Origin of the sequence: Streptomyces glaucosporus (genome assembly GCF_039533345.1) — a bacterium.
GTDB classification, from domain to species: domain Bacteria; phylum Actinomycetota; class Actinomycetes; order Streptomycetales; family Streptomycetaceae; genus Streptomyces; species Streptomyces glaucosporus.
In genome coordinates, this window is sequence record NZ_BAAATJ010000028.1 from 22,266 (window position 1) to 46,813 (window position 24,548).

The 24,548-nt window shown below is 75.2% G+C and carries 25 protein-coding genes and 1 riboswitch; of the genes, 10 read left to right on the top strand and 15 right to left on the bottom strand.

What is annotated here, in order from left to right; genetic code table 11:
- Nucleotides 1–96: 96 nt before the first annotated feature.
- From thiE to ABD358_RS23590, 3 genes are all read right to left on the bottom strand, one after another.
- Nucleotides 97–744, bottom strand: a complete 648-nt coding sequence (gene thiE, locus ABD358_RS23580; RefSeq protein WP_344633127.1) for a thiamine phosphate synthase — start codon at nucleotides 742–744, stop codon at nucleotides 97–99.
- 130 nt (nucleotides 745–874) lie between these two features.
- Nucleotides 875–1,240 carry an Rv2175c family DNA-binding protein gene (locus ABD358_RS23585; RefSeq protein ID WP_344633128.1) on the bottom strand — a complete coding sequence of 122 codons (366 nt, stop codon included), beginning with the start codon at nucleotides 1,238–1,240 and terminating at the stop codon, nucleotides 875–877.
- Between the two features lie 32 nt (nucleotides 1,241–1,272).
- Entirely contained in the window at nucleotides 1,273–2,460 is a 1,188-nt protein-coding gene (locus tag ABD358_RS23590; protein ID WP_344633185.1) for an NAD(P)/FAD-dependent oxidoreductase, read from the bottom strand.
- A gap of 191 nt (nucleotides 2,461–2,651) precedes the next feature.
- A riboswitch (TPP riboswitch) is annotated at nucleotides 2,652–2,764 on the top strand.
- On the opposite strand from ABD358_RS23590, the gene thiO reads away from it, so the two are divergent.
- The 6 genes from thiO (at nucleotide 2,762) to ABD358_RS23620 (ending at nucleotide 9,110) form a co-directional block, all read left to right on the top strand.
- Nucleotides 2,762–3,907, top strand: coding sequence for a glycine oxidase ThiO (thiO, locus tag ABD358_RS23595; RefSeq protein ID WP_344633129.1), 1,146 nt, complete (start codon nucleotides 2,762–2,764; stop codon nucleotides 3,905–3,907). It overlaps the preceding riboswitch by 3 nt.
- A complete protein-coding gene (thiS, locus tag ABD358_RS23600) occupies nucleotides 3,904–4,128 on the top strand; it encodes a sulfur carrier protein ThiS (RefSeq protein ID WP_344633130.1) in 225 nt (74 codons plus the stop codon). Before thiO ends, thiS begins: the two co-directional genes overlap by 4 nt.
- 6 nt (nucleotides 4,129–4,134) lie before the next feature.
- Nucleotides 4,135–4,932 (top strand): thiazole synthase, encoded by a 798-nt coding sequence (locus ABD358_RS23605; protein ID WP_344633131.1) that lies wholly within the window; start codon nucleotides 4,135–4,137, stop codon nucleotides 4,930–4,932.
- A 132-nt stretch (nucleotides 4,933–5,064) separates the two neighbouring features.
- A complete protein-coding gene (pknB, locus tag ABD358_RS23610; protein ID WP_344633132.1) occupies nucleotides 5,065–6,990 on the top strand; it encodes a Stk1 family PASTA domain-containing Ser/Thr kinase in 1,926 nt (641 codons plus the stop codon).
- Nucleotides 6,991–7,305: 315 nt separating this feature from the next.
- Nucleotides 7,306–8,058 carry a transglycosylase SLT domain-containing protein gene (locus tag ABD358_RS23615; protein WP_344633133.1) on the top strand — a complete coding sequence of 251 codons (753 nt, stop codon included), beginning with the start codon at nucleotides 7,306–7,308 and terminating at the stop codon, nucleotides 8,056–8,058.
- A gap of 107 nt (nucleotides 8,059–8,165) precedes the next feature.
- Complete coding sequence (locus ABD358_RS23620; RefSeq protein WP_344633134.1) at nucleotides 8,166–9,110, top strand: deoxyribonuclease IV; 945 nt, start codon at nucleotides 8,166–8,168, stop codon at nucleotides 9,108–9,110.
- A 37-nt stretch (nucleotides 9,111–9,147) separates the two neighbouring features.
- Here the strand turns inward: ABD358_RS23620 and ABD358_RS23625 are convergent, their stop codons facing one another.
- Nucleotides 9,148–9,771 (bottom strand): sulfite oxidase-like oxidoreductase, encoded by a 624-nt coding sequence (locus ABD358_RS23625; protein WP_344633135.1) that lies wholly within the window; start codon nucleotides 9,769–9,771, stop codon nucleotides 9,148–9,150.
- A gap of 227 nt (nucleotides 9,772–9,998) precedes the next feature.
- Between ABD358_RS23625 and bfr the strand changes: the two genes are divergently transcribed.
- Nucleotides 9,999–10,505, top strand: a complete 507-nt coding sequence (gene bfr, locus ABD358_RS23630) for a bacterioferritin (protein ID WP_344633136.1) — start codon at nucleotides 9,999–10,001, stop codon at nucleotides 10,503–10,505.
- 9 nt (nucleotides 10,506–10,514) lie between these two features.
- On the opposite strand, the gene ABD358_RS23635 is transcribed toward bfr, so the two are convergent.
- Together ABD358_RS23635 and ABD358_RS23640 are read right to left on the bottom strand one after the other, a co-directional pair.
- Nucleotides 10,515–10,811, bottom strand: coding sequence for a (2Fe-2S)-binding protein (locus tag ABD358_RS23635; protein WP_344633137.1), 297 nt, complete (start codon nucleotides 10,809–10,811; stop codon nucleotides 10,515–10,517).
- Between the two features lie 163 nt (nucleotides 10,812–10,974).
- The gene (locus ABD358_RS23640) at nucleotides 10,975–12,324 is read right to left on the bottom strand and encodes a class II 3-deoxy-7-phosphoheptulonate synthase (protein WP_344633138.1); all 1,350 of its coding nucleotides are present in this window, start codon (nucleotides 12,322–12,324) and stop codon (nucleotides 10,975–10,977) included.
- Between the two features lie 286 nt (nucleotides 12,325–12,610).
- Here ABD358_RS23640 and ABD358_RS23645 point away from each other — a divergent pair, with 286 nt between their 5' ends.
- Complete coding sequence (locus tag ABD358_RS23645) at nucleotides 12,611–14,557, top strand: anthranilate synthase family protein (RefSeq protein ID WP_344633139.1); 1,947 nt, start codon at nucleotides 12,611–12,613, stop codon at nucleotides 14,555–14,557.
- An 84-nt stretch (nucleotides 14,558–14,641) separates the two neighbouring features.
- Here ABD358_RS23645 and ABD358_RS23650 read toward each other — a convergent pair whose 3' ends face one another.
- The 4 genes from ABD358_RS23650 to ABD358_RS23665 all read right to left on the bottom strand — a co-directional run bounded on the left by ABD358_RS23650 (nucleotide 14,642) and on the right by ABD358_RS23665 (nucleotide 18,596).
- Nucleotides 14,642–15,685: an ATP-dependent 6-phosphofructokinase gene (locus tag ABD358_RS23650; protein ID WP_344633140.1), complete on the bottom strand. Its 1,044-nt coding sequence runs from the start codon at nucleotides 15,683–15,685 to the stop codon at nucleotides 14,642–14,644.
- Between the two features lie 197 nt (nucleotides 15,686–15,882).
- Complete coding sequence (locus ABD358_RS23655; protein WP_344633141.1) at nucleotides 15,883–16,614, bottom strand: response regulator; 732 nt, start codon at nucleotides 16,612–16,614, stop codon at nucleotides 15,883–15,885.
- The gene (gene macS, locus ABD358_RS23660; RefSeq protein ID WP_344633142.1) at nucleotides 16,583–17,806 is read right to left on the bottom strand and encodes a MacS family sensor histidine kinase; all 1,224 of its coding nucleotides are present in this window, start codon (nucleotides 17,804–17,806) and stop codon (nucleotides 16,583–16,585) included. Before macS ends, ABD358_RS23655 begins: the two co-directional genes overlap by 32 nt.
- 28 nt (nucleotides 17,807–17,834) lie before the next feature.
- The gene (locus ABD358_RS23665) at nucleotides 17,835–18,596 is read right to left on the bottom strand and encodes a lysophospholipid acyltransferase family protein (RefSeq protein ID WP_344633143.1); all 762 of its coding nucleotides are present in this window, start codon (nucleotides 18,594–18,596) and stop codon (nucleotides 17,835–17,837) included.
- Nucleotides 18,597–18,805: 209 nt separating this feature from the next.
- On the opposite strand from ABD358_RS23665, the gene ABD358_RS23670 reads away from it, so the two are divergent.
- Both ABD358_RS23670 and ABD358_RS23675 read left to right on the top strand, forming a co-directional pair.
- Nucleotides 18,806–19,576, top strand: coding sequence for an alpha/beta hydrolase (locus ABD358_RS23670; protein WP_344633144.1), 771 nt, complete (start codon nucleotides 18,806–18,808; stop codon nucleotides 19,574–19,576).
- On the top strand, nucleotides 19,563–20,147 hold the full coding sequence (locus ABD358_RS23675) for a hypothetical protein (protein ID WP_344633145.1): 585 nt from the start codon (nucleotides 19,563–19,565) through the stop codon (nucleotides 20,145–20,147). The genes ABD358_RS23670 and ABD358_RS23675 overlap by 14 nt, the downstream gene beginning before the upstream one ends.
- A 25-nt stretch (nucleotides 20,148–20,172) precedes the next feature.
- On the opposite strand, the gene ABD358_RS23680 is transcribed toward ABD358_RS23675, so the two are convergent.
- The 5 genes from ABD358_RS23680 to ABD358_RS23700 form a co-directional block, all read right to left on the bottom strand.
- Nucleotides 20,173–20,973, bottom strand: coding sequence for an endonuclease/exonuclease/phosphatase family protein (locus ABD358_RS23680; RefSeq protein ID WP_344633146.1), 801 nt, complete (start codon nucleotides 20,971–20,973; stop codon nucleotides 20,173–20,175).
- Nucleotides 20,974–20,988: 15 nt separating this feature from the next.
- Entirely contained in the window at nucleotides 20,989–21,930 is a 942-nt protein-coding gene (locus tag ABD358_RS23685; RefSeq protein WP_344633147.1) for an ROK family glucokinase, read from the bottom strand.
- A 112-nt stretch (nucleotides 21,931–22,042) separates the two neighbouring features.
- A complete protein-coding gene (locus tag ABD358_RS23690; RefSeq protein ID WP_344633148.1) occupies nucleotides 22,043–22,594 on the bottom strand; it encodes a DUF5304 family protein in 552 nt (183 codons plus the stop codon).
- A 198-nt stretch (nucleotides 22,595–22,792) separates the two neighbouring features.
- Complete coding sequence (locus ABD358_RS23695) at nucleotides 22,793–24,013, bottom strand: ArsA family ATPase (RefSeq protein WP_344633149.1); 1,221 nt, start codon at nucleotides 24,011–24,013, stop codon at nucleotides 22,793–22,795.
- 11 nt (nucleotides 24,014–24,024) lie between these two features.
- Complete coding sequence (locus ABD358_RS23700) at nucleotides 24,025–24,474, bottom strand: SRPBCC family protein (protein ID WP_344633150.1); 450 nt, start codon at nucleotides 24,472–24,474, stop codon at nucleotides 24,025–24,027.
- Between the last annotated feature and the right edge of the window lie 74 nt (nucleotides 24,475–24,548).

Below are 24,548 nucleotides of genomic sequence, written 5' to 3' on the forward strand. Positions count from 1 at the left end.
CCGGCGATGCGGGCGGCGGCTCCGATTCCGCTTCTCTTTGTCCGGTAAGCCCGTTTGATGACCCCGAGTCGTCCACCAGGTGGACAGGCCGCCCCGTCAGGCCCGCCTCAGCCGGCCGGCGAGCTCCGCCGCCGCCGCTCCCGGGTCGTCCGCCTCGGTGATCGCGCGGACCACGACGACCCGCCGTGCCCCGGCCCGGAGCACCTCGTCCAGGTTGGAGGCGTCGATCCCGCCGATGGCGAACCAGGGCCGCGCGGGCCGGCGCGCGGCGGCGTGGCGGACCAGGGACAGGCCGGGGGCGTGCCGCCCCGGTTTGGTGGGGGTGGGCCAGCAGGGGCCGGTGCAGAAGTAGTCCACGCCCGGCTCGGTCAGCGCCGCGTCCACCTCCGCCTCGGTGTGGGTGGACCGGCCGATCAGGATGTCGTCGCCCAGGATCGCGCGGGCGGCCGGCACCGGCAGGTCGCCCTGGCCCAGGTGCAGGACGTCGGGACGGGCGGCGTGGGCGACGTCCGCCCGGTCGTTGACCGCCAGCAGCTTGCCGTGGCGGCGGCAGGCGTCGGCGAGGACGGACAGGTGCTCCAGTTCCTCGGCCGCCTCCAGGGCCTTGTCCCGCAGCTGCACGACGTCCACGCCCGAGGAGAGCACCTCGTCCAGGAACTCCCGCAGGTCCCCGCGCTCCCTGCGCGCGTCCGTGCACAGGTACAGGCGTGCCTCGCCCAGCCGTTCGCGTGCGGTCGCCGCCATGGCCGTCCATGCCCCCTCGGTGTGAGGCGTGCGGGCCGCGGCGCCCGGTGGGCGCCGCGGCCCGCACGCCGGTGGATCGTTCGTGCGGTTGCCCCGGTCCGCCGGCCGCGGCGGCCGGCGGACCCGCGGATCAGACGGCGAGCGCCTGGGCCCGGCGCTTCACCTCGGTCCCGCGATTCTCGCGCAGGGCCTGCGCCGGGGTGCCGGGCAGGGTGTCGTCAGGCGTGAACAGCCACTCCAGCATCTCCTCGTCACTGAAGCCGTCGTCCTTGAGCAGGGTGATCGTCCCGGGCAGGCCCTTCACGATCCGGCCCTCGCCGATGAAGTCGGCGGGCACCTGGAGCACCTTGTTCTCGCCGCGGCGCACCGCGATGAGCTGGCCCTCCCTGATGAGCTGACGTACGCGCGTCACCTCGACGCCGAGCCTCTCGGCGACATCGGGGAGGGTGAGCCAGGCCGGGACGAGAGCATCGGTCTTCGCGTCAATCTCGGTCACGGCACAAGCCTGCCACCTCGCACCGACAGCCACTAGCGCACGGCGCTCTTCAGGGGGACGGACGGGTCGGCCGCCCGTGCCGGGTCCAGCACCGCCGCGCGTTCGATCAGTTTCCGCCCCTGGGTGAGGTCGCGCGGCCGGCCCACCGCCAGCAGCGCGTTCAGCACGCCGTCGCGCAGCCAGCACACCGACCAGGAGGCCCCCCGCGGGTCGCCGCGCCACAGCAGCTCGTCGCGGTCGTCGTGGTGGCCCGCGTACTGGACGAACCGGCCGAACTGCTCGGACCAGAAGTACGGCACCGGGTCGTACGGCGGCGTCTCGGCCTCCCCCGCGGTCAGCAGCGAGGCGACCGTGCGCGGCCCGGTCAGCGCGTTGTCCCAGTGGTGCACCAGCAGCCGGCGGCCGTAGCGGGCGGAGGGGAAGGAGGCGCAGTCGCCGACGGCGTACACGTCGGGGACGGAGGCGCGCAGCCGCTCGTCGGCGAGCACCGAGCCGTCCTCGCCCAGCGCCACGCCCGAGCCCGCCAGCCAGCCGGTGGCCGGGCGCGCGCCGATCCCGGCCAGCACGGCCCAGGCGGGCAGCGACGAGCCGTCGGACAGCTCCAGCACGCACGGGTGCGCGCTGCCGAACCGCACCCGGGTGACGGCGCGCCCGGTGAGCAGCTCGACCCCGGCCTCCTCGTACCAGCGGCGCATGTGCCCGGAGACCTCGGGCGGCAGCACCCCGGCCAGCGGCCGGTCGGCGGCCTCGACCACCGTCACCCGGCAGCCCGCCTCGCGGGCGGCGGTGGCGAACTCCGCGCCGATCCAGCCCGCCCCGACGACCACCACGTCCCGCCGGGCGGCGAGCACCGGACGCAGCCGCTCCGCGTCGTCGAGGGTGCGCAGCAGGTGCACCCCGGCGCCGCCCCCGGGCAGGGCGACCGGCTCGGCGCCGGTGGCCAGGACCAGGTGGTCGTACGGCAGCGGCCCGGCGTCGGTGTCCACCTCGTGGTCGCCGGGGCGCACCCCGGTGGCCTCGCGTCCCAGGATCAGCTCGACGCCGAGCGCGTCGAAGTCGACGTCGAAGGCGGTGTCCGGGGCGGTCCCTGTCCCGCCCGTCAGCACCGCCTTGGACAGCGGCGGCCGGTCGTACGGCCGGTGGGGCTCGGCGCCGACCAGGGTGATCGCCCCGGGCCAGCCCCGCTCGCGCAGCCGCACGGCGGTCTGCACCCCGGCCATCCCGGCCCCGACCACCAGGACCCGCTGCCCGCTCTGCTCGGTTCGCACGCTCACGCGATCACTCTAGGAGGTCGGCGCGTCCCCCGGGAGCCGCGGCCGGGATTCCCCCGGGGGGCCGCGCGGGACCGGCCTCCCCGGACCTCCCCTTCTGCCGGGCGGGGCGCGCGGATAGGGTGAGCGGCGGCTTGAGAGAACGAACTCGCGGGAGCCCGGCGCACCGGGCTGAGAGGGAGGCTTGCGCGGCCTCCGACCGTACGAACCTGATCCGGGTCATACCGGCGAAGGGAGGGGCACGGCGCCCATGCGCGTGGTGATCATCGGCGGCGGTGTCATCGGGCTGGTCACGGCCTGGCGGACGGCTCAGCGGGGGGCGGAGGTCACGGTCGTCGACCCGGAACCGGGCGGCGGGGCGGCCCGGGTGGCCGCCGGGATGCTGGCGGCCGTCACCGAACTGCACTACGGCGAGGAGGACCTGCTCGCCCTCAACCTCGCCTCCGCGCGCCGCTACCCGGCCTTCACGGCCGAACTGGAGGAGGCCTCGGGCCGGGGGACCGGCTACCGCGCCTGCGGCACCCTCGCCGTCGCGCTGGACGCCGACGACCGCGCCCACCTGCGGGAGCTCCACGCCCTCCACCGGCGCTGCGGGCTGGAGTCGACGTGGCTGACCGGCCGGGAGTGCCGCCGCCTGGAGCCGATGCTGGCCCCGGGGGTGCGCGGCGGGCTGCGCGTGGACGGCGATCACCAGACCGATCCGCGGCGGCTGGCGGACGCGCTGCTGACCGCCTGCGAGCGCGCCGGGGTGGTCTTCGCCCGGCAGCGCGCCGGGCGGCTGGCGGTCGGCGGCGACCGGGCGCGGGGGGCGGTGCTGGCGGACGGCACCGCGGTGGAGGCCGACCGGGTGGTGCTGGCGGCCGGCAGCGAGAGCGGACGGCTGGCGGGGGTGCCCGAGGAGGTGCTGCCGCCGGTGCGCCCGGTCAAGGGCCAGATCCTGCGGCTGCGCGTGCCCGGCGCGTACGCCCCCTTCCTCTCCCGCACCGTGCGGGCGCTGGTCCGCGGCGGCCACGTCTACCTGGTGCCCCGCACGGACGGCGAGCTGGTGCTCGGCGCCACCAGCGAGGAGCTGGGCTGGGACACCACGGTGACCGCCGGCGGGGTCTACGAGCTGCTGCGCGACGCCCACGAGCTGGTGCCCGGCATCACCGAGCTGCCGCTGGTGGAGACCCGGGCGGGGCTGCGGCCGGGCTCCCCCGACAACGCCCCGCTGCTCGGGCCGACCGCCCTGCCCGGCCTGTACCTGGCCACCGGCCACCACCGCAACGGCGTGCTGCTCGCCCCGGTCACCGGCGACGCCCTGGCCGAGGCGCTGACCACCGGCGACGTCCCCGAGGAGATCCGTCCGTTCACCCCGCGGCGCTTCGGCCGCGCGCTCCAGGAGAGCCACGCATGAACACCTCCGCCGACACCTCCGTCACCGTCCACGTCAACGGCGAGCCCCGGCAGGTCCCGGGCGGCCTCACCCTCGACCGGCTCGTGGCGACCCTCACCACCGCGTCCACCGGCGTCGCCGCGGCCGTCAACGAGACCGTCGTGCCGCGCGGGCGGTGGCCGCGGACCCTCCTCGGCGACGGCGACCGCGTCGAGGTCCTCACCGCAGTCCAGGGAGGCTGACCCCACATGGCCGACGATCCGCTCACCATCGGCGACACCGTCTTCTCCTCCCGGCTCATCATGGGCACGGGCGGCGCGCCCAGCCTGGACGTCCTGGAGAAGGCGCTCCTCGCCTCGGGCACCGAGCTGACCACCGTCGCGATGCGGCGCGTGGACCCCACCGTCTCCGGGTCGGTGCTGTCGGTGCTGAAGCGGCACGGCATCCGCGTGCTGCCCAACACCGCCGGCTGCTTCACCGCCGGGGAGGCCGTGCTCACCGCCCGGCTGGCCCGCGAGGCGCTGGGCACCGACTGGGTCAAGCTGGAGGTCGTCGCCGACGAGCGCACCCTGCTGCCCGACCCGGTGGAGCTGCTGGAGGCCGCCGAGACGCTGGTGGACGACGGGTTCACCGTCCTGCCGTACACCAGCGACGACCCGGTCCTGGCCAGGAGGCTGGAGGACGTGGGCTGCGCGGCGATCATGCCGCTGGGCTCCCCCATCGGCTCGGGCCTGGGCATCCGCAACCCGCACAACTTCCAGCTGATCACCGAGCGGGCGTCCGTCCCGGTCATCCTCGACGCGGGCGCGGGCACCGCCTCGGACGTCTCGCTCGCCATGGAGCTGGGCTGCGCCGCGGTGATGCTGGCCTCCGCGGTCACCCGCGCGCAGGAGCCGGTGCTGATGGCGGAGGCGATGCGCCACGCGGTGGAGGCGGGGCGGCTGGCGTACCGGGCGGGACGCATCCCGCGCCGGCACTTCGCGCTGGCCTCCTCGCCGGCGGAGGGGATGGCGGACCTCGACCCGGAGCGCCCGGCGTTCCGGTGACGGGCGGGACGGCCGGGGCGCCGGGCCGCGTGTCGCGCCGGCGCCGCGGTTCCGTCACCGTTCGGCACCGGTCCGGTGCGCCTGCGGGCGGTGCGGACGGCGGCGGGTGCGGCGGCTCGTAGACTCTGCGCCGTGGACACGACCCTCCAGGACCCCTTGATCGGGCACGTGCTCGACGGCCGGTACCGCGTGGAGGCGCGCATCGCCGTCGGCGGCATGGCCACGGTCTACCGGGCCCTGGACACCCGGCTCGACCGGGTGCTCGCCCTGAAGGTGATGCACCCCTCCCTCGCGGCCGACGCCTCGTTCGTCGACCGGTTCATCCGCGAGGCGAAGTCGGCCGCGCGCCTGGCGCACCCCAACGTGGTGGGGGTCTTCGACCAGGGCTCGGACGGGAGCTACGTCTACCTCGCGATGGAGTACGTCGAGGGCTGCACCCTCCGCGACGTCCTGCGGGAGCGCGGCGCCCTCCCGCCGCGGGCCGCCCTGGAGATCCTGGAGGCGGTGCTCGCGGCGCTGGGCGCCGCCCACCTGGCCGGACTGGTGCACCGCGACGTGAAGCCGGAGAACGTCCTGATAGGGGACGACGGGCGGGTGAAGGTCGCCGACTTCGGTCTGGTGCGGGCCGTGGACCAGCAGACCTCCGCCTCCACCGGTGCGGTGCTGGGCACCGTCTCCTACCTCGCCCCCGAGCAGATCGAGCACGGCACCGCCGACGCCCGGGCCGACGTCTACGCGTGCGGCGTGGTGCTGTACGAGATGCTGACCGGCGCCAAGCCGCACCCCGGCGGCACCCCGGCCCGGGTGATCCACCGGCGCCTGAACGAGGACGTACCGCCCCCGTCCGCCGTCGTCCCCGGCCTGGCCGCCGCGCTCGACGGACTGGTGGCCCGCACCGCCGCCCGTGACCCCGGGCTGCGGCCGGCCGACGCGGTCGGGCTGCTGGCCGAGGTGCGCGCGGTCCGGGAGGCGCTCGCCGACGAGCAGCTCGACGCCGTGCCCCCGGCCGCAGCGCCCGATCCGGCCGCCGGCCCGGACGGGCCGCCGCCCGGTTCCGAGGACCGCACCACCGTCCTCCCGCGCCGCGCGCCCGCGGCCCCGCCGGACGCCGGCGCTCCGGAGCGCACCAGCGTGCTGCCCGCTCCGGCGGTCCCGCGGGCCGGCCGGCCGCGGGGCGGACCGCGCGGGCGCCGCCCGGTGGCGGCGGCGGTCGCGGCCGTCCTGCTGCTCCTCGGCGTGGCGCTGGGCGTGTGGTACATCAACTCCGGGCAGTTCACCCGGACCCCGGGCGTGCTCTCCATGACCGAGGCCGAGGCCAAGAGGGCCGTCGAGGAGGCCGGGCTGGAGTGGCGGGTCGTCCGGGAGCACAGCGAGACCGTCGAGCGGGGCCGGATCGTCGCCACCGACCCCGGCCGCGGCGAGCGCATCCGCGGCAACGGGACGGTGACCCTCACCGTCTCCCGCGGCCCCGAGCGGGTCGAGGTCCCCGATGTGGCGGGCGTCCCGCTGGCCGAGGCGCGCGAGCGGCTCGCGGACGCCGGGCTGGCGCCGGGCATGGTGACCAGGGAGTTCGACGCGGACGTCGAGCGGGGCTCGGTGATCCGCACGAAGCCGGAGGCGGGCACCGGGCGCCGCCCCGGAGCGGCCGTGGCGCTCGTGGTCTCCAAGGGGGAGCGGATCGAGGTCCCGGACGTCGTCGGCGAGAGCGAGGGCACGGCACGGCAGCGGCTGACCGAGGCCGGGCTGGAGGTCGAGGTGGCGCCGGAGCGGGTGTTCTCCGAGGAGGAGGCGGGCACGGTCGCCCGGCAGTCCCCCGGCGAGGGCGCGGTCGCGGCCGAGGGCGACACCGTCAGGCTCACCGTCTCCAAGGGCCCGGAGATGGTCGAGGTCCCCGATGTGGACGGGATGGGGGAGGACGAGGCCCGGCGGGTCCTGGAGGACGCGGGTTTCGAGGTGAAGGTCCGCAGGCTCTTCTTCACCGGCACGGTCTTCGACCAGTCGGTGGGCGGCGGCGACCGCGCCCCGCGCGGCTCGACGATCACGATCTGGGTGCGCTGACCCGGTCACCGTCCGTCACGTGAACGGGCGACGGTTGTGAGTCGGCCCATAGGACGCGCGTCACGTACGACCTCCTCTAGTGGGCGTTGTGTCCGCTTCGACCAGGAGGAATCCGCTTTTTCGGGTGGTGGGCGCCGGAACTCCTACGAGCCGGGCTAGTACTTCGCGCTTTTGTCCCGATAAGTTCCGGCCGCTAACAATGCAACGGTCGCATGGCGCCGAGGAGCAGAACCCGGCGCACCCTCTCCGGCCCCACGGCCGGTCCGGATGATCCGGCTCCGCGACGCAAGCGATCGGAAGAGGTTCTCCTCCCCCATGACCGTTGCCACCCTTCTCGACCAGTTCCGCACGACCGGCGCCCGCAAGCTCTCGGCCGTCGGCATAGCCGCGGCCACCGGCGCCGCCACCCTGGCCCTCGGCTTCGCCCCGGGCACGGAGACGGCCTCCGCGGCCGCCGCCCAGCCCGCCGCCGCCGCGGTGGAGCTGTCCGTCCGGGACGACGGCTCCGCCCTGCAGACCGGCAGCCTCCGCGAGCAGTCGGCCGCCGCCTTCCAGAAGACGCAGACCGACGCCATCGCCGAGGAGCGGAAGGCCGAGGAGCAGAAGGCCGCGGCCGGCGCGATGGCCGCGGAGAAGAAGCAGGCGCACCAGCAGGCGGAGGCCGAGCGGCAGGCCTCCGAGGAGCGGGCCGCCGCACAGGAAACCGCCTCCCGCTCCGCCGCGCGCCCGCAGGCCGCCCCCTCCTACCCGGACAACCTGGACGGCTGGATCCGCGAGGCCATGGCCATCATGGAGCGCGAGGGCATCCCGGGCAGCTACGAGGGCATCCACCGCAACATCATCCGCGAGTCCAGCGGCAACCCCCGGGCCATCAACACCTGGGACATCAACGCCCGGAACGGCATCCCCTCCAAGGGGCTGCTCCAGGTGATCCCGCCCACCTTCGCGGCGTACCACGTCGAGGGCACCTCCTGGGACATCTACGACCCGGTGGCCAACATCGTCGCGGCCTGCAACTACGCGGCCGACCGGTACGGCTCGATGGACAACGTCGACTCGGCCTACTGACCTTCCGGGGGCTCCCCGCCCCCGCCCCGCGGCGCCCGACGGCCCGGCGGCCCGCTTCCGAGCGGGCCGCCGGCCCGTCCGCCGTTCGGGCCTGGCACCCTCGATGTGTGAGCACCGCACCTTTCTCGTCCCCCTCCCCCGTCCCGCACGGCGCCGTCCCGCTTCCCGCCCCGCGCGTCCGCAACCCCGTCGGCAGCCATGTCGCCGTGGCCGGCGGGCTCGCCGCCAAGGGGCTGGCGTACGCCCGCGAGATCGGCGCGGAGACCGTCCAGGTCTTCGTCGCCAATCCCCGCGGCTGGGCCACACCGGCCGGCGACCCCCGGCAGGACGAGGCGTTCCGCACCGCCTGCGCGGAGGAGGGCATCCCGGCCTACGTCCACGCCCCCTACCTGATCAACTTCGGCTCGCACACCGAGGCCACCGTCGAGTCGTCCGTGGTCTCGCTCCGGCACTCGCTGCGCCGCGCCCGGGACATCGGCGCCCTGGGCGTGGTGGTCCACACCGGGTCGGCCACCGGCGGACGCGACCGCGCCGCGGCGCTGGCCCAGGTGCGGGAGCGGATGCTGCCCCTGCTGGAGGAGCTGGACCCCGGCGAGGACTCGGAGGACCCCTGGCTGCTGCTGGAGCCCACCGCGGGCCAGGGCGCCTCCCTGTGCTCGCGCGCGGCCGACCTCGGCCCGTACCTCGACGCCCTGGAGCGGCACCCCCGGCTCGGGATCTGCCTCGACACCTGCCACGCCTTCGCCGCGGGTCACGACATGGCGGCCGAGGGCGGCATGAGGGCGCTCCTGGACGAGGTGACGGCGGTCGCGGGCGAGGGGCGGCTGCGGCTGATCCACGCCAACGACTCCAAGGACGTCGTGGGAGCCCACCGGGACCGCCACACGAACATCGGGGCGGGGCACATCGGGGCGGAGCCGTTCCGCGAGCTGTTCCGCCACCCGGCGACCGCGGGCGTGCCGCTGGTCATCGAGACACCCGGCGGCAAGGAGGGGCACGCCGGGGACGTGGCCCGGCTGAAGGACCTGCGGGACCGGGGGGCCGCCCTCTGACGGGCCCCGGGCGTCCCGGCACGGCGGGCGGCGGTCTCTACGGCTCGGGGCCGTCGCCCGGCTCCTCCTGGTGGGAGTAGCGCTGCTCGCGCCAGGGGTCGCCGATGTTGTGGTAGCCCCGCTCCTCCCAGAACCCCCGGCGGTCGGCGGTCATGTACTCCACCCCCCGCACCCACTTGGGGCCCTTCCAGGCGTACAGGTGCGGCACGACCAGGCGCACCGGGAAGCCGTGCTCGGCGGTGAGGGGCTCGCCGGCCCGGTGGGTGGCGAAGACCGTGTGCTCGGCCTCGAAGTCCGACAGCCGCAGGTTGGCGCTGTACCCGTACTCGGCCCAGACCATCACATGGGTGACCTCGGGCGCGGGCGGCGCCAGCGCGAGGACCGTACGGGCCGTCACCCCGCCCCACTCCACGCCCAGCATGCTGAACCGGGTGACGCAGTGCAGGTCGCCGACCACGGTCTCGTGGGGCAGTGCCGAGAACTCCTCGTGGTTCCAGCGGTGCACGCCGCCGTCGGCGGTGGCCCCGAAGACGCGGAACTCCCAGCGTTCGGGCCGGAACCTGGGCACCGGGCCGTAGTGCGTCACCGGCCAGCCGCGCTGGAGCCGCTGCCCCGGCGGAAGCTGCGCTTGCTCCCCTTCGCGGCTTTCCGGCTGAACCATGCCTCCATGGTGACAGACCCCGAAGGGTGCCGACGACCGCACTCGGGCGAAGCTCAGCGACACCCCGCAAGGGGCACAACGGACCACCGGAGAGAAAGGTGACTTACTGGACCGAAAGCGGCCGCGGTGCGAGGATGCGCCCGTCCCACCGCTTTCCCGGCGGTCCCAGTGCGTCCCCGGACCCCCACACCCCACAGTCCCTCCCCCCACCGAAGAGAGGCGCCGGCATGCAGGGCGATCCCGAGGTCATCGAGTTCCTCAACGAGCAGCTCACCGCCGAACTGACGGCCATCAACCAGTACTTCCTCCACGCCAAGCTGCAGGAGAACAACGGATGGACGAGGCTCGCGAGGTACACGCGCGAGGAGTCGTTCGACGAGATGCGGCACGCGGAGCGGCTGACCGACCGCATCATCTTCCTGGAGGCGCTCCCCAACTACCAGCGCCTCTTCCACGTCCGGGTGGGGCAGACCGTCACCGAGATGCTCCAGGCGGACCGCCGGATCGAGGTCGAGGCGATCGACCGGCTCCGGCGCGGCATCGAACTGATGCGGGCCAAGGGCGACATCACCTCGGCCAACCTCTTCGAGTACATCCTGGCCGACGAGGAGCACCACATCGACTACCTCGACACCCAGCTCCAGCTGATCGAGCAGCTCGGCGAACCGCTGTACATCGCCCAGCAGATCGAGCAGCCGGACTCCGGTTCCTCCGGCCCGGGCTCCTCGGACTGAGGCGGGACGTCAGGCCGCCGCGGCCCGCGCGGGTTCCGCGACGGCGGCGGGCACGGGCGCCGCGGGCGTCACGGGCGCGGCTCCTGCCGCCGGGGCCGCCGCCGTGACGCCGGAGGCGAGCCGCCCGGCGGTCTCGCGCCGCGGGCACGCGCCGCGGCCCAGCAGCCCCTGGATGCTGCGGACGCAGGAGCCGCAGTCGGTGCCCGCCTTGCTCGCGGACGCTATCTGGCGCGGGGTGCAGGCGCCGGCCGCCGCGTGTGCGCGGATCTGCTCCTCCGTGACGCCGAAGCACGAGCAGACGTACACGGGGTTCACCTCCGCCGAAGCAGCCGGAAAGGGTCGGATCCCCACGCCGAGTGGGTGAGGTAAACCTTACCTTACTTGCGCTCCACCGGCCGGAACAGGGATGTGGGGCGCGGATCGGTGTGATCCGCGCCCCACGGCGCCGTTTCCGGGGCTCACCCGCGACTCACTGGTCGCGGTACATCTCCGCGACGAGGAACGCCAGGTCCAGCGACTGGCTGCGGTTCAGACGCGGGTCGCAGGCGGTCTCGTAGCGCTGGTGGAGGTCGTCGACGAAGATCTCGTCGCCGCCGCCCACGCACTCGGTGACGTCGTCGCCGGTCAGCTCCACGTGGATGCCGCCCGGGTGGGTGCCCAGACCCTTGTGGACCTCGAAGAAGCCCTTGACCTCGTCCAGCACGTCGTCGAAGCGCCGCGTCTTGTGGCCGCTGGCGGCCTCGAAGGTGTTGCCGTGCATCGGGTCGCACACCCAGGCGACCTGGGCGCCGGAGGCCGTGACCTTCTCCACCAGGGTGGGGAGCGCGTCGCGGATCCTGTCGGCCCCCATCCGGGTGATGAACGTCAGCCGGCCCGGCTCGCGCTCCGGGTCCAGCCGCTCGATCAGCGCCAGGGCGTCCTCGGGCGTGGTGGTCGGGCCGAGCTTGACCCCGATCGGGTTGCGGATGCGGGAGGCGAACTCGATGTGCGCCCCGTCCAGCTGCCGGGTCCGCTCGCCGATCCACACCATGTGGCCGGAGACGTCGTACAGGTTGCCCGTGCGGGAGTCCACCCGGGTCAGCGCGGACTCGTAGTCGAGGATCAGCGCCTCGTGCGAGGCGTAGAACTCGACGGTCTTGAACTCCTCCGGGTCCACCCCGCAGGCGTTCATGAAGTTCAGCGCCCGGTCGATCTCCCTGGCCAGGGCCTCGTAGCGCTGCCCGGAGGGGGAACTCTTCACGAAGTCCTGGTTCCAGGCGTGCACCTGGCGCAGGTCCGCGTAGCCGCCGGTGGTGAAGGCGCGCACCAGGTTCAGCGTCGCGGCGGACGCGTGGTACATCCGCTTCAGCCGCTGCGGGTCCGGGGTGCGGGCCTCCGCGGTGAACTCGAAGCCGTTGACGGAGTCGCCGCGGTAGGAGGGGAGGGTCACCCCGTCGCGGGTCTCGGTGGGCTTCGAGCGGGGCTTGCTGTACTGCCCGGCGATCCGGCCCACCTTCACCACGGGCACGGAGCCCGCGTAGGTGAGCACGGCCCCCATCTGGAGCAGGGTCTTGAGCTTGTTCCTGATCTGCTCGGCGGAGACGGCGTCGAAGGCCTCGGCGCAGTCACCCCCCTGCAGCAGGAACGCCTCGCCCTTGGCGACGGCCGCCATCCGCTCCCTCAGCTGGTCGCACTCGCCGGCGAAGACCAGCGGCGGATAGGACTCGAGCTCGGCGATCACATCGCGCAGAGCCTCGGGGTCCGGCCAGTCGGGCTGCTGCGCCGCGGGCAGGTCTCGCCAGGTGTTGACACCGGCGTCGGGATTGGCGTTCACGGTCACGGATCCAGATTACGGGCTGGCGTCCGGCGTCCCTCCCCCCTGACCGAAGGGTGAGACGGGGGACACCGCGCGGCGGACGGTTCGGGTAGTGTGCGGGACATGCCCGCGCAGACGACGCCGGCGGCCGTCACGGCCGCCGCCCAGTGGTGGCCCGCCTCACCGGCGGCCCACTGACGCGCGCGCTCCACGAACCGACGCGAAGGCCGCCCGAGGGGCGGCCTTCGCCGTGTCCGCAGGGCACCCGGGGCGCGGGCCGTCCCCTCCCGACGGAAGGGACGAACCCGCCGTGCAGAACCACCGCACCCCCCGCCACCCCCAGACCCCCGAGGACGCCGCGCACGCCCTGGTCGCGCGGCTGCTGGACGACGACTGCCCGCCCTTCGCGCTGCTGCGGCGGCGCACCCCCGGCCGGGACGAGCACACCGTGGAGGTGCTGCTCGGGCCGGTGACCGAGGTGGAGCGCCTGGCCGACGTACCCGTCGGGGAGTCGGCGCCCACCCTCGCCCTGGTGCCGTTCCGGCAGATCCGCGAGCGCGGCTTCGAGGCGGCCGACGACGGCACCCCGCTGGCCGTGCTCGTCCCCTCCGAGGCCCGCGAACTCCCCCTGGACGCGGTGCTGGCCGCGCTGCCCCGGCACGCCGTCCGGGTCGACGACGGCGGCTTCGACGTGACCGACGAGGCGTACGAGGAGATCGTGCGCCGGATCGTCGAGGACGAGATCGGCACCGGCGAGGGCGCCAACTTCGTCGTCCGCCGCACCTACCGGGGCGTGATCGAGGGCTACGGCCGGGCCGACGCGCTGGCCCTGTTCCGGCGGCTGCTGTCCGGCGAGCGCGGGGCGTACTGGACGTACGTGGTGCACACCGGCGACCGGACGCTGGTGGGGGCCAGCCCCGAGGTCCACATCCGGATGAGCGGCGGGACGGTGGTGATGAACCCGATCAGCGGCACCTACCGCTACCCCGCCGGCGGGCCGACGGTGGAGGACCTGCTGGCGTTCCTCGGCGACCGCAAGGAGACCGAGGAGCTGTCGATGGTCGTCGACGAGGAGCTGAAGATGATGTGCACCGTCGGCGACATGGGCGGAGTGGTGGTCGGCCCCCGGCTGCGGGAGATGGCCCACCTGGCGCACACCGAGTACGAGCTGCGCGGACGCAGCACCCTCGACGTCCGCGACGTGCTGCGCGAGACGATGTTCGCCGCGACCGTCACCGGCAGCCCGGTGGAGAACGCCTGCCGGGTGATCCGGCGGTACGAGGCGGACGGACGCGGCTACTACGCGGGGGCGCTGGCTCTGCTCGGCCGCGACGGGAACGGCGCCCAGACCCTGGACTCCCCGATCCTCATCCGCACCGCCGACATCGACGCGGCCACCGGGCGGCTGCGGGTGCCGGTGGGCGCCACGCTGGTGCGCGCCTCCGACCCGGCGAGCGAGGTCGCCGAGACCCACGCCAAGGCGGCCGGGGTGCTGACCGCGCTGGGTGTGCGCCCGGGCCCGGCGCTCCCCGAGGGGGCCTCCGCGCGGCCCCGGCTGGCGGACGACCCCCGGGTGCGGGCCGCCCTGGACGCGCGGCGCGCCGGCCTGGCCCCGTTCTGGCTGCGGATGCAGACCCCCGCCGGACCCTCCGGCGGACGCCTCCCGGCCCGCGGCGAGGTGCTGGTGGTGGACGGGGAGGACACCTTCACCTCGATGCTGGCGCACCTGCTGCGCTCCACCGGCCTGGCCGTGACGGTGCGGCGGTACGACGAGCCGGGACTGCGCGAGGCGGCCCTCGCCCACACCGGCCCGGTGGTGCTCGGCCCCGGCCCCGGCGACCCCCGGGACGGGTCCTGCCCCAAGATGCGGCTGCTGCGCTCGCTCGCCGCCGACCTGCTGCGCGGCCACCGGCACGGGCTGCTCGGGGTCTGCCTGGGGCACGAGCTGCTCGCCGCCGAGCTGGGGCTGCCCCTGGTCCGCAAGGACCGGCCGTACCAGGGCGCGCAGGAGCGGATCGGCCTGTTCGGCGCCGAGCGGACCGTCGGCTTCTACAACTCCTTCACCGCGCGCTGCGGCGAGGAGGCGGAACGGGAGCTGGCCCTGCGCGGCGTGGAGCTGAGCCGCGACCCGGTCAGCGGCGACGTCCACGCGCTGCGCGGCCCCCACTTCGCCGGGGTGCAGTTCCACCCGGAGTCGGTGCTGACGCTGGAGGGCTCGGCGATCGTCGCCGACCTGCTGGCCGCGGTCCTGGTCTGACCGGCGGCGGGCGGCCCGGCACCCCGTGCGGGGGCCGGGCCGCCCGGGCCGTGTCCGGGATCCGGGAGTCCGGGAACCGTCCGGTCAGCCGAAGAAGACGCTCGCCTCCCGGTACAGCTCCGGGTCGACCGTCTTCAGCGAGGCGGTCGCCTCGACGAGCCGCACACGGGTGATCCGGGTGCCCTGCAGGGCCGTCATCGAGCCCCAGTCGCCCTCGTGCACCGCGTCGATCGCGTGGAGGCCGAAGCGGGTGGCCAGCCACCGGTCGAACGGGCTGGGCGAGCCGCCGCGCTGGATGTAGCCGAGCACGGTGGTGCGGGCCTCCTTGCCGGTGCGCCGCTCGATCTCCTTCCCCAGCCACTCGCCCACGCCGGACAGCCGCATCCGGCGGGCCCGGGTGTCGCTGCCCGGCAGCGGTGTGACGCCGGGCAGGGCGACCTCGTCCGCCTCCGGCAGCGCGCTGTCGGCGATGACGACGATCGGCGCGTAGGTGGCCCGGAAGCGGGACTCGACCCACTCGCACACCTTGCGGACGCTGAAGGGCTGCTCGGGGATGAGGATGCAGTTGGCCCCGCCCGCCAGGCCCGCGTGGAGGGCGATCCACCCGGCGCTGCGTCCCATCACCTCCACCACCAGCACCCGCTTGTGGGACTCGGCGGTGGTGTGGAGGCGGTCGATGGTCTCGGTGGCGACGCCGACGGCGGTGTCGAAGCCGACGGTGCAGTCGGTCAGGGGGATGTCGTTGTCGATGGTCTTGGGGATGCCGACCAGGGGGACGCCGTGCTCCTCGGCGAACCGGGCGGCGATGCCGAGCGTGGCGGTCCCCCCGATCACGACGAGCCCCTCCACCCCGTGGCGGGCGAGGGTGCCCAGCACCCGGTCGGCCCCCTCGTCCTCCATGAAGGGGTTGGTGCGCGAGGAGCCCAGGATGGTGCCCCCGCGGGGAAGGGTGCCGCGCACCGCGGGGATGCCCAGCGGCACGGTCTCGTCCCGCATGACGCCGCGCCAGCCGTCGCGGAAACCGATGAACTCGTCCCCGTACTCCTGCACGCCCTTGCGGACGATCGCGCGCATCGCCGCGTTGAGCCCGGGGCAGTCGCTGCCGCCGGTCAGCACTCCGACCCGCATGAGATTCCCTTCTCCGCCTGGATTCCCGGATTCCGGCCTCCTCCGGGTTCCCCCGCCCGGGTTCCCCCGAACCCGGCGGCCACCGGCGCTCCCTGTCCGGTCACGCTAGCGGCCGCCCTCCCGGGAGGGACGGCGGAACGCCGGGACACGGCCGGAAGGAGCCGGCGGGGGCGGGCGGACGGGCCGGACGGACGCGGTCAGGCGTCGTCCAGGCCCCGCTCGATGGCGTAGCGCACCAGCTCCACGCGGTTGTGGAGCTGGAGCTTGCCCAGGGTGTTCTGCACGTGGTTCTGCACGGTGCGGTGCGAGATCACCAGCCGCTCGGCGATCTGCTTGTACGACAGCCCCTTGGCGACCAGCCGCAGCACCTCCGTCTCCCGTTCGGTCAGCCGCGGCGCGGCGGGCTCGTCGGGCTTCCCCGGCCCGGACCGCCCGGCCAGCCGCCGGTACTCGCCCAGCACCAGCCCGGCCAGGCCCGGGGTGAACACCGGGTCGCCGGCGGCCGTGCGGCGCACGGCCTCCAGCAGTTCCTCGGTGCTCGCCGACTTCACCAGGTAGCCGGTGGCCCCGGACTTCACCGCCTCCAGCACGTCCGCGTGCTCGCCGCTCGCGGAGAGCACCAGCACCCGCGGCGCGGAGGCCGCACCGGAGCCGGAGCCCGACCCGACGAGCTGCCGGCACACCTCGACGCCCGGCAGGCCGGGCAGGTTCAGGTCGAGGATCAGCACGTCCGGCCCGGTGGCCCGCGCACGGCGCACGGCCTGGGGACCGTCGCCGGCCGTGGCCACCACCTCGAAGCCGGCCTCGGCCAGGTCGCGGGCGACCGCGTCCCGCCACATCGGATGGTCGTCGACGACCATCACCCGCACGGGCCGCCGCCCGTCCCGCTCACCGCTCTCACCGGTCTCGCCGGTCGTCCTGCTGGTCATCCTTGGGCACCCTCAACTCGACTTCCGTTCCCTGTCCCGGCACCGACACCAGTTCCGCGCTGCCGCCCAGGTCCCGCAGCCGTCCGCGGATGGACAGCGCCACGCCCATCCGGCCCTCGGCCTCCGCGTCCTCCAGCCGGCCGGGCGGGATGCCGGGCCCGTCGTCCCTGACGGTCACCACCACGGCGTCCGGCTCGTCCTCCAGCAGGATCCACGCCTGCGCCTCCTCCCCCGCCGGCCCCCGGGCGTGCTTGCGGACATTGTCCAGCGCGGCGCCGACCGCCGCCGCCAGTTCCCGGGCCGCCCCGGCCGGCAGCGGCACCGGGGCGCCGGGTTCCGCGAAGGACACCCTGGTCCCGGCGTACGCGGACAGCAGCGCCCGCACGTCGCACGTCCCGCCGGACGGCGGTTCGCCGGCCACGGCACCGGCCTCGCTCACCTCCGGGGCGCTCCCGGCGCGGGGGCCGGGGACCTCGGGCGCCACACCGCTGGAGACCAGCGTGCGCAGCGCCGCCTCCTGCTCCCCCGCCAGCCGCCCCAGTTCGGCCGCCTCTCCGCCGATGGCGGCGCCGCGGCGCTGCACCATGGCCAGCACCTGGAGCACGCTGTCGTGGATGTCGCGGGCGAGACGCTCCCGCTCGCGGGTGGCGGCCTCGATGCGGAGCGCCCGGGCGAGGGTCCGCTCGCTGTCGCGGGCCACCTCGACGACGTAGCCGATGGCGATGCTGGCGATGCACACCAGCAGCACGTTGTGGACGGTGTCCTGCGCGAAGCCTCCCGCCGCGACCACGTTGGCCACCCCGACCAGCGCCGAGGCGCCGGCGGCCCACCGCCAGCCCCCCTTGACGGCGAAGCCGAGCACCGCGCCGGCCGTCCAGATGGTCGGCAGGGTGGGGCCGCCCGCGTCGATGCGCTCCGCGGTGTCCACCACGGGCGTCAGCAGGACGCCCGTGACGGCCACGGCCAGGTCGGCGGCGAGGAAGGGGAAGGTGCAGCGCTCGGCGGAGGAGACCCGCCGGACGGTCGCGAGCGTCCACACGGCGAGGACGGCCAGATAGGCGCCCGCGCCGAGGGGGTGGACGTACTCGCCGTACGCGTGGACGTACAGCGCCAGGGCGTACCCCATGGTGAGCACGCGGTACGCGGTCAGCGCGCTCCACAGCGGCTGTTCGACCGACATCTTCGCGGCCATCGGCCTCCCCCGTTCCCCCCTGCGGCTCTCAGGCCGCCTTCCCCGGCCCGTCCGGGGCGTCGCTCCCGCCGGCCTTCGCGGCCCTGGCCGCCTTCGCCCTCTCGGCCCTGGCGGCCTTCTCCCGCTCGGCGATCTGCCGCTTCGCGGCCGTGGCGTACATGTCCACGTACTCCTGGCCGGACAGCTTCATGATCTCGTACATGACCTCGTCCGTGATCGACCGCAGGACGAAGCGGTCGCCCTCCATGCCCTGGTAGCGGCTGAAGTCCAGCGGCCTGCCGATCCGGATGCCGGGCCGCATCAGCTTCGGGACGATCTTGCCCGGCGGCTGGATCTTCTCCGTGTCGATCATCGCGACCGGGATGACCGGCGCCCCGGTGGCCAGCGCCACCCGGGCCAGGCCGCCCGGCTTGCCCCGGTAGAGGCGGCCGTCCGGGGAGCGCGTGCCCTCGGGGTAGATGCCGAACAGCTCACCGCGCTCCAGCACCTGGATGCCGCTCCTGATCGCGGCCTCGCCCGCGCCGCGCGCCCCCGAGCGGTCCACCGGGAGCTGGCCGACGCCCTTGAAGAACGCCGCCGTCAGCCTGCCTTTGACGCCCGGGGTGGTGAAGTACTCGGCCTTGGCGATGAAGGTGACCTTGCGGTCGAGGACGGCGGGCAGGAAGAAGGAGTCGGAGAAGGACAGATGGTTGCTCGCCAGAATGGCCGGTCCCTCGGCCGGGACGTTCTCCAGACCTTCCACCCAGGGACGGAAGGCAAGCTTGAGCCCGTTCCCCAAGGAGAGCTTCATGACGCCGTACAACAACCGAGGAACCTCCTGTGTCTCGGGGAGACCTTATCCCGACCCGCCCGCGCGTCCCCGGCCGATCCGGTTCCCGTGCCGTCGTCCGGCCTACCCGGTCACCCTGCGCACGCGTAGGGTGGCAGCACTCCCACCCGTCGCCTCGCCCGCCCGGCAGGGTGCCGGCGAGGTCCGTCCACCGAAGACTGGAGTCCACGGTGCCCCTGCTACCCGGTGCCGAGCCGCTGCGCCACGACGGCGGCGAGGTCGGCGTCCTGCTGTGTCACGGTTTCACCGGTTGTCCGCAGTCGATGCGCCCCTGGGCCGAGTACCTGGCCGAGAGGGACCTGACCGTCTCCCTGCCGCTGCTGCCCGGCCACGGCACCCGCTGGCAGGACCTGGCGGTCACCGGCTGGCAGGACTGGTACGCCGCGGTGGACCTGGAGCTGCGCGCGCTGCGCGAACGCTGCGGGCAGGTCTTCGTCTGCGGCCTGTCGATGGGCGGGGCGCTGGCCCTGCGGCTGGCCGCCCGGCACGGTGAGGCGGTCGCCGGTGTGGTGGCGGTCAACCCGGCGATGACCTTCCCCCGCCTCCAGGGCTGTGCCCTGCCGGTGTTGCGCCATCTGCTGCCCACCACGCGGAGCATCACCGGCGACATCGCCAGGGAGGGCGTGGAGGAGGTCGGCTACGACCGGGTGCCGCTGCACGCCGCCCACTCCCTGCGGAACCTCCTGCGGGTGGTGCGCGGTGAGCTGCCCCGGGTGACCCAGCCGCTGCTGCTGCTGCACAGCAGGGTGGACCACGTCGTGCCACCCTCGGACTCGGCGCTGGTCCTGGACGCGGTCTCCTCGCGCGACGTGACGGAGACGGTGCTGGAGCGGAGCCTCCACGTGGCCACCCTGGACCACGACGCGGAGCGGATCTTCGCGGACTCCTACGGATTCATCACCCGCCTCACAGCGAGGAAGACGGCACGTGACGGAGCGTGAGCACAACCGCGGCGAGGGTCCCGAGCCCCTGGACGAGGAGGCCGCCTGGGCCCAGATCGTGGCCGCCTACGGCGAGGAACCCGCCGATCCGCCGGACCTTCCGCCCCTGACCCCCGGCACGGGCGGCGGCGCGGGAGACGGTGCGGACGGCGTCCGCGGCGGAACGGGGACGGGGACGGCCACGGGGAACGGCGGAGGCCCGGAGGGCGGCCCGGACGCCGGCGAACCGCCGGTGCGCAGCTTCACCGTGTACGCGGCGGGTTCCGGGCCGCGCGACTGGCATCCCGCCGAGCCCTCCGACGGGGACCCCGACGAGGACGACGAGGGCCACTTCGTCCCGCCCGAGCCCCCGCCGCTCCCCAGGGGCGACGCCACCTCCAGGCTCGCCTGGGCCGCGGTCCTGGGCGGTCCGCTGCTGCTGGTCCTCACCGTCCTGTTCCAGCAGGACGTGACGTGGTGGATCACCACGCTGGGCGTCGGCGGGTTCCTCGGCGGTTTCGCCACCCTGGTGCTGCGGATGCGCGACGAGGACGACGAGTTCGACGATCCGGGGCGCGGCGCGGTCGTCTGACCCCGGGGCGGGCCGGGCCGCCGGGCTAGCCGGCGGCCGGGGGGACGCGCAGGGCGGCCAGGACCGGCAGGTGGTCGGTGGCCGCCCGCAGGTCCGCCCCGGTCACGCCCGGCAGCCCGGCGGGCACCCCGCAGCCCAGCACCTCCACCGCCCCGGTGGCCAGGACGGCGTCGATGCGCTTGCGGGGCTCCCGGGAGGGCGAGGTGTTCTCCTCCCCCCACGGGCGGACGGCCCAGCCGTCCCGGAGTTCCCCGGCCAGCCGGGAGAAGGCCCGGCCGTCGGGTTCGTCGTTGAGGTCGCCGGCCACGACGCCCGCCGGCACGTCCATGGCCGCCAGCCGGTCCAGGACCATCCCGGCCTGGGCGTACCGTTCCTTCTCCACCAGGCTGAGGTGGCAGCTGATCACCGCCAGCCGGGCGGACGGCCCGAAGCGCAGCACCGCCGTGGCCAGGCCGCGGCGGTGGAGGCCGGGGGTGTGCGGCAGCAGGACGTCCTCGCTGCGCTCCACGTGGGCGCGGAGCGAGGAGAGGATCATCGGCCCGGTGGCGGTCGCCCCGCCCGTGACGTACACCAGGTCCGCGGCCCGGGCGAGGCGGGCGGCGTGCTTGCGCCAGCGGAAGAAGCGGGGGGCCTCCTGGACGCAGACGACGTCGGGGGCGCAGGCCCGGATGACCCGGGCCAGCGCCTCCGTGTCGTCGCGCAGGGAGCGGACGTTGTAGCTGAGCAGCCGGACCACGGCCGAGCCGTCGGGCTCGGTGCGGGAGGCGGGCAGGTCCTCCGGTGTCGCGGACCGGTTCTCTCCGGCGCCCTCGGCGGCCGTGCTCATCGCGCCCCCGCGCCGTCAGCCCTGGCGTGCCAGGTCGGCCGCGCCCACCAGGCCGGCCTTGCCGCCGAGCTGGGCGGCGAGCACCTGGGCCTGCGGACGCCAGCGGCTGCCCACCAGCCACCGGCGGTAGGACTTGCGGATCGGTTCGAGGACGAGGTCCCCCTCGTCCGAGACGCCGCCGCCGACGATGAACGCGGACGGGTCGAACAGGGAGGCCAGGTCGGCCAGGCCCGCGCCCGCCCAGCGGGCCAGCTCGCGGAAGGAGTCGACGGACACCGGGCAGCCCTGCCGGGCGGCCTGGCTGACGTGCCGTCCCTCGATCCCCTCGGGGGTGCCGTCGCCCAGCGAGAGCAGGATCCCGGCGTTCTCGGGGGTGGCGACGGCGCGCTGCTTGGCGTAGCGGACCAGGGCGCGGCCCGAGGCGTACTGCTCCCAGCAGCCCTGGTTCCCGCAGCCGCACAGCAGGCCGTCGGGGACGACCCGGATGTGCCCGAACTCCGCCGCGACGCCGAAGCGCCCGCGGTAGAGCCTGCCGCCGATGATGATGCCGCCGCCCAGACCGGTGCCCAGGGTGATGCACACGACGTCGTCGTGGCCCTGGCCCGCGCCGAAGCGGTACTCGCCCCAGGCCGCCGCGTTGGCGTCGTTCTCGACGACGACGGGGAGGTCGACGCGCTGCTCGACCTTGTCCTTGAGCGCCTCGTTCCGCCAGTCGATGTTGGGGGCGAAGATGACGGTGGCCCGCTTGTCGTCGACGTAGCCGGCGGCGCCGATGCCGACCGCCTCGATCCGGTGGCCGGTGCTGACGGTGCGGACCGCCTCCGCTATCGCGTCGATGACGCCGTCGGCGGTGGACGGGGTGGGCACCGTGCTGGTTTCGAGGATCGCGCCCTCTTCATCGACCACGCCGGCCGCGATCTTCGTACCGCCGATGTCGACGCCGATGGTGAGTCCCATGTGTCCCTCAGTTACTCGGTCGATCCCCGCTGTGCACAACCGTACCGGAGGACGGGGGTCGAAACGGACTCGGACCGCTTCCGCCCGGGGCCCGGGCGGCGCCTCGGCCGCCTCAGTCGAGGTCGATCCTCTCGGAGCCCGCGGGTCCGGCCTCGCCGCCGTCCTCCCCGCCGTCCTCGTCCCGGCCCTTCCGGTGCTTCCCGTGCCCGCCGGCCCCGTCCGCCTCGTCCGACCCCGGCCCGTCCGGTGTGCTCCGCGAGGCGCCCTCCCCGGGCGCGCCGCCCGGGGCGGCGTCCCGGTCCGCGGCGCCGCGGGTCCAGCGCCGCTCCTGGTCCTCCACGGCGGCGCGGTAGGCGGCCAGCAGTTCGCCGCCCGCGGCGGCGAGGTGGTCGAAGACCTTCGGATTGCGCTCGACCACGGGCTCCACCACCGCCCTGGCCTGCGAGACGACCTGGTGGAACACCCCCCGGGCGGCCGGACCGCCGAGTTCGGCCAGCTTCCCGGCGACCGCCTCGGCCAGACGGCGCAGCTCCTCCGCGGCGCTGCCGGGCGGGGTCCCGTACCGCTCGCGGCGGCGCTCCCGTTCGGCGGCGAGGTCCTCCTCGCAGGCGGCGGCCCAGGCGTCGGGATCGGCGTCGGCGGGGCGCTCGGTGGCATCGCTCATGGCGGGCTCCTGGGACGGTGGCTGCGGCGGGGCCGCGGCGGTCCGCGGCCGGAACCCCGGCGGGTCGCGGGGACCGTGGCCGTCCGCCGCGGACGGGCTCTTTCCCCCGACGTTACCCGAACGTCCCCGCGCCGTTGAGTGCGAACGCCCTTCCGCCGCCGGGCGCGCGGGGCGGCGCCGGCCGGCGGGTCGGGGGCCTCAGTCCCGCTCCGGCCACAGTCCCGGCTCGGGCGTGAAGCGCACCGCGAGCTCGCCGTCCGCCAGCCGGGCCCCGGCCACCGCGCAGCGGCGCAGCGCGGAGGGCAGCGGAAGCGCCCGCCGGAACGGCCCGGTGGTGACGATCACCTCGTTCCCGCGCCGCACCAGCGTCAGGGCGTCCTTGGTGGCCCCGGGCAGCGGCAGCCGCCACAGGAGCACGCCGTCGGCGGCGACCCGGTCCTCCACCGCCCACGCCTCGCCGGCCGGGGCGGGGGCGTCCGGGGCCGCCGTCCCGGCGATCAGGTCCGCCAGTCCGCCGAGGTCGCCGGGCCCCTCCGGGGACCGGCCCAGGTGCGGCAGCTCGCACAGGGGCGTGCCGGCCGGGAAGCCGTCCGCGAGGCCGTCGAGCGCCTCGCGCTGGCGGGCCGCCAGGTCCGCCAGCCAGGGGTCGGGCGAGGCGGCGGGCAGCAGCCGGTTGGCGACCACGGCGTCCACGGCCAGGCCGTGGAGCGCCAGTCCGGCGCGGACGGCGCGCAGCGCGCGGACGGCCGCCGGCCCCGGGTCGAGGACCAGCCGCACCGTCGTCTCCGGCGCCTCCACCACCGCCTGTACGGCGGCGAGGTCGCGGTCCAGGCGCCCGGCGGTCTCGTACAGCGACCGCGCGGGCATCGGCACCCCGGCGAGCTGGGCCAGGACCGGGCGGAGCGCCCGGGCGGCCTGCCGCTCGGGCGGCAGCAGCCGCCGCAGCCAGCGCCGCGTCTGCTCGGGCAGGGCCAGGACCCGTACGGCCTGCTCGGCCGGGGGCATGTCCACCACGAGCAGGTCGTGCCCGTCCCCCGTCCCGGGGGCGTGCGCCGCGCGCAGGGCGCTCAGCAGGGAGAAGGCGTCGGCGCCGGGGGGTTCGGTCAGCTCGTCGTCGTCCAGCGGGTCGGCGCCCAGCAGGTCCAGGGCGGAGCGGGCGCGTTCCTGGAGGGCCGCGGCCCGGGCCCGGAAGTCGGCCGCGGAGTCGATCCGGGCGAGGCTCAGGCCGGGGGCCACCTCGTGCGGGCCCTCACCGGCGTCCACGCCGGCGTCCGCGCCGAACAGCGTCCGGAGCAGGGCGGGGTCCTCGGCGCTGAGCAGCAGCGTCCGCCGCCCGCGGCGGGCGGCGGCCAGGGCGGTGGCGGCCGCGACGGTGGTGCGCCCGGCGCCGCCGCCGCCGGTGACCAGGACCGTGCGCATGCGGGAGGCGCTCAGGGCCGGCCGCCGCTCTCGACGCGCTTCTTCAGCCCGTCCAGGGCCCGGTCGATGATGACCTTCTCGGCCTTGCGCTTGATCATGCCGAGCATGGGGATCTTCACGTCCACGGTGAGCTGGTAGGTCACCTCGGTGCGGCGGCCGCCGTCGAGGGCCCTGAGGCTGTACACGCCGTCCAGGGCGCGCAGCATCTGGGACTTCACCAGGGACCAGCGGACCTCGTGGGGACCGGCCCAGTCGTAGGCGAGGGTGTGCTCGTCTCGGATGGCGCCCGCGTCCAGCAGCAGCCGGACCTGCTCGGCCCGGCCCCGGTCGTCGGTGGAGAGCACCTCGGCCTCCTTCACCTCGCCCGTCCACTCCGGGTAGCGGGCGAAGTCGGCGATCACCTCCATCACCTCGGCGGGTGCCGCCTCGATGACGATGCTCGACCTGGTGTGTTCGGCCATCCCTGTGGCTCCTCCGCTTGCTGCGCTCGGCCGGTGGTCCGCTGCCGTCTGCGGTGGAAGGCTACCGCGCGCCG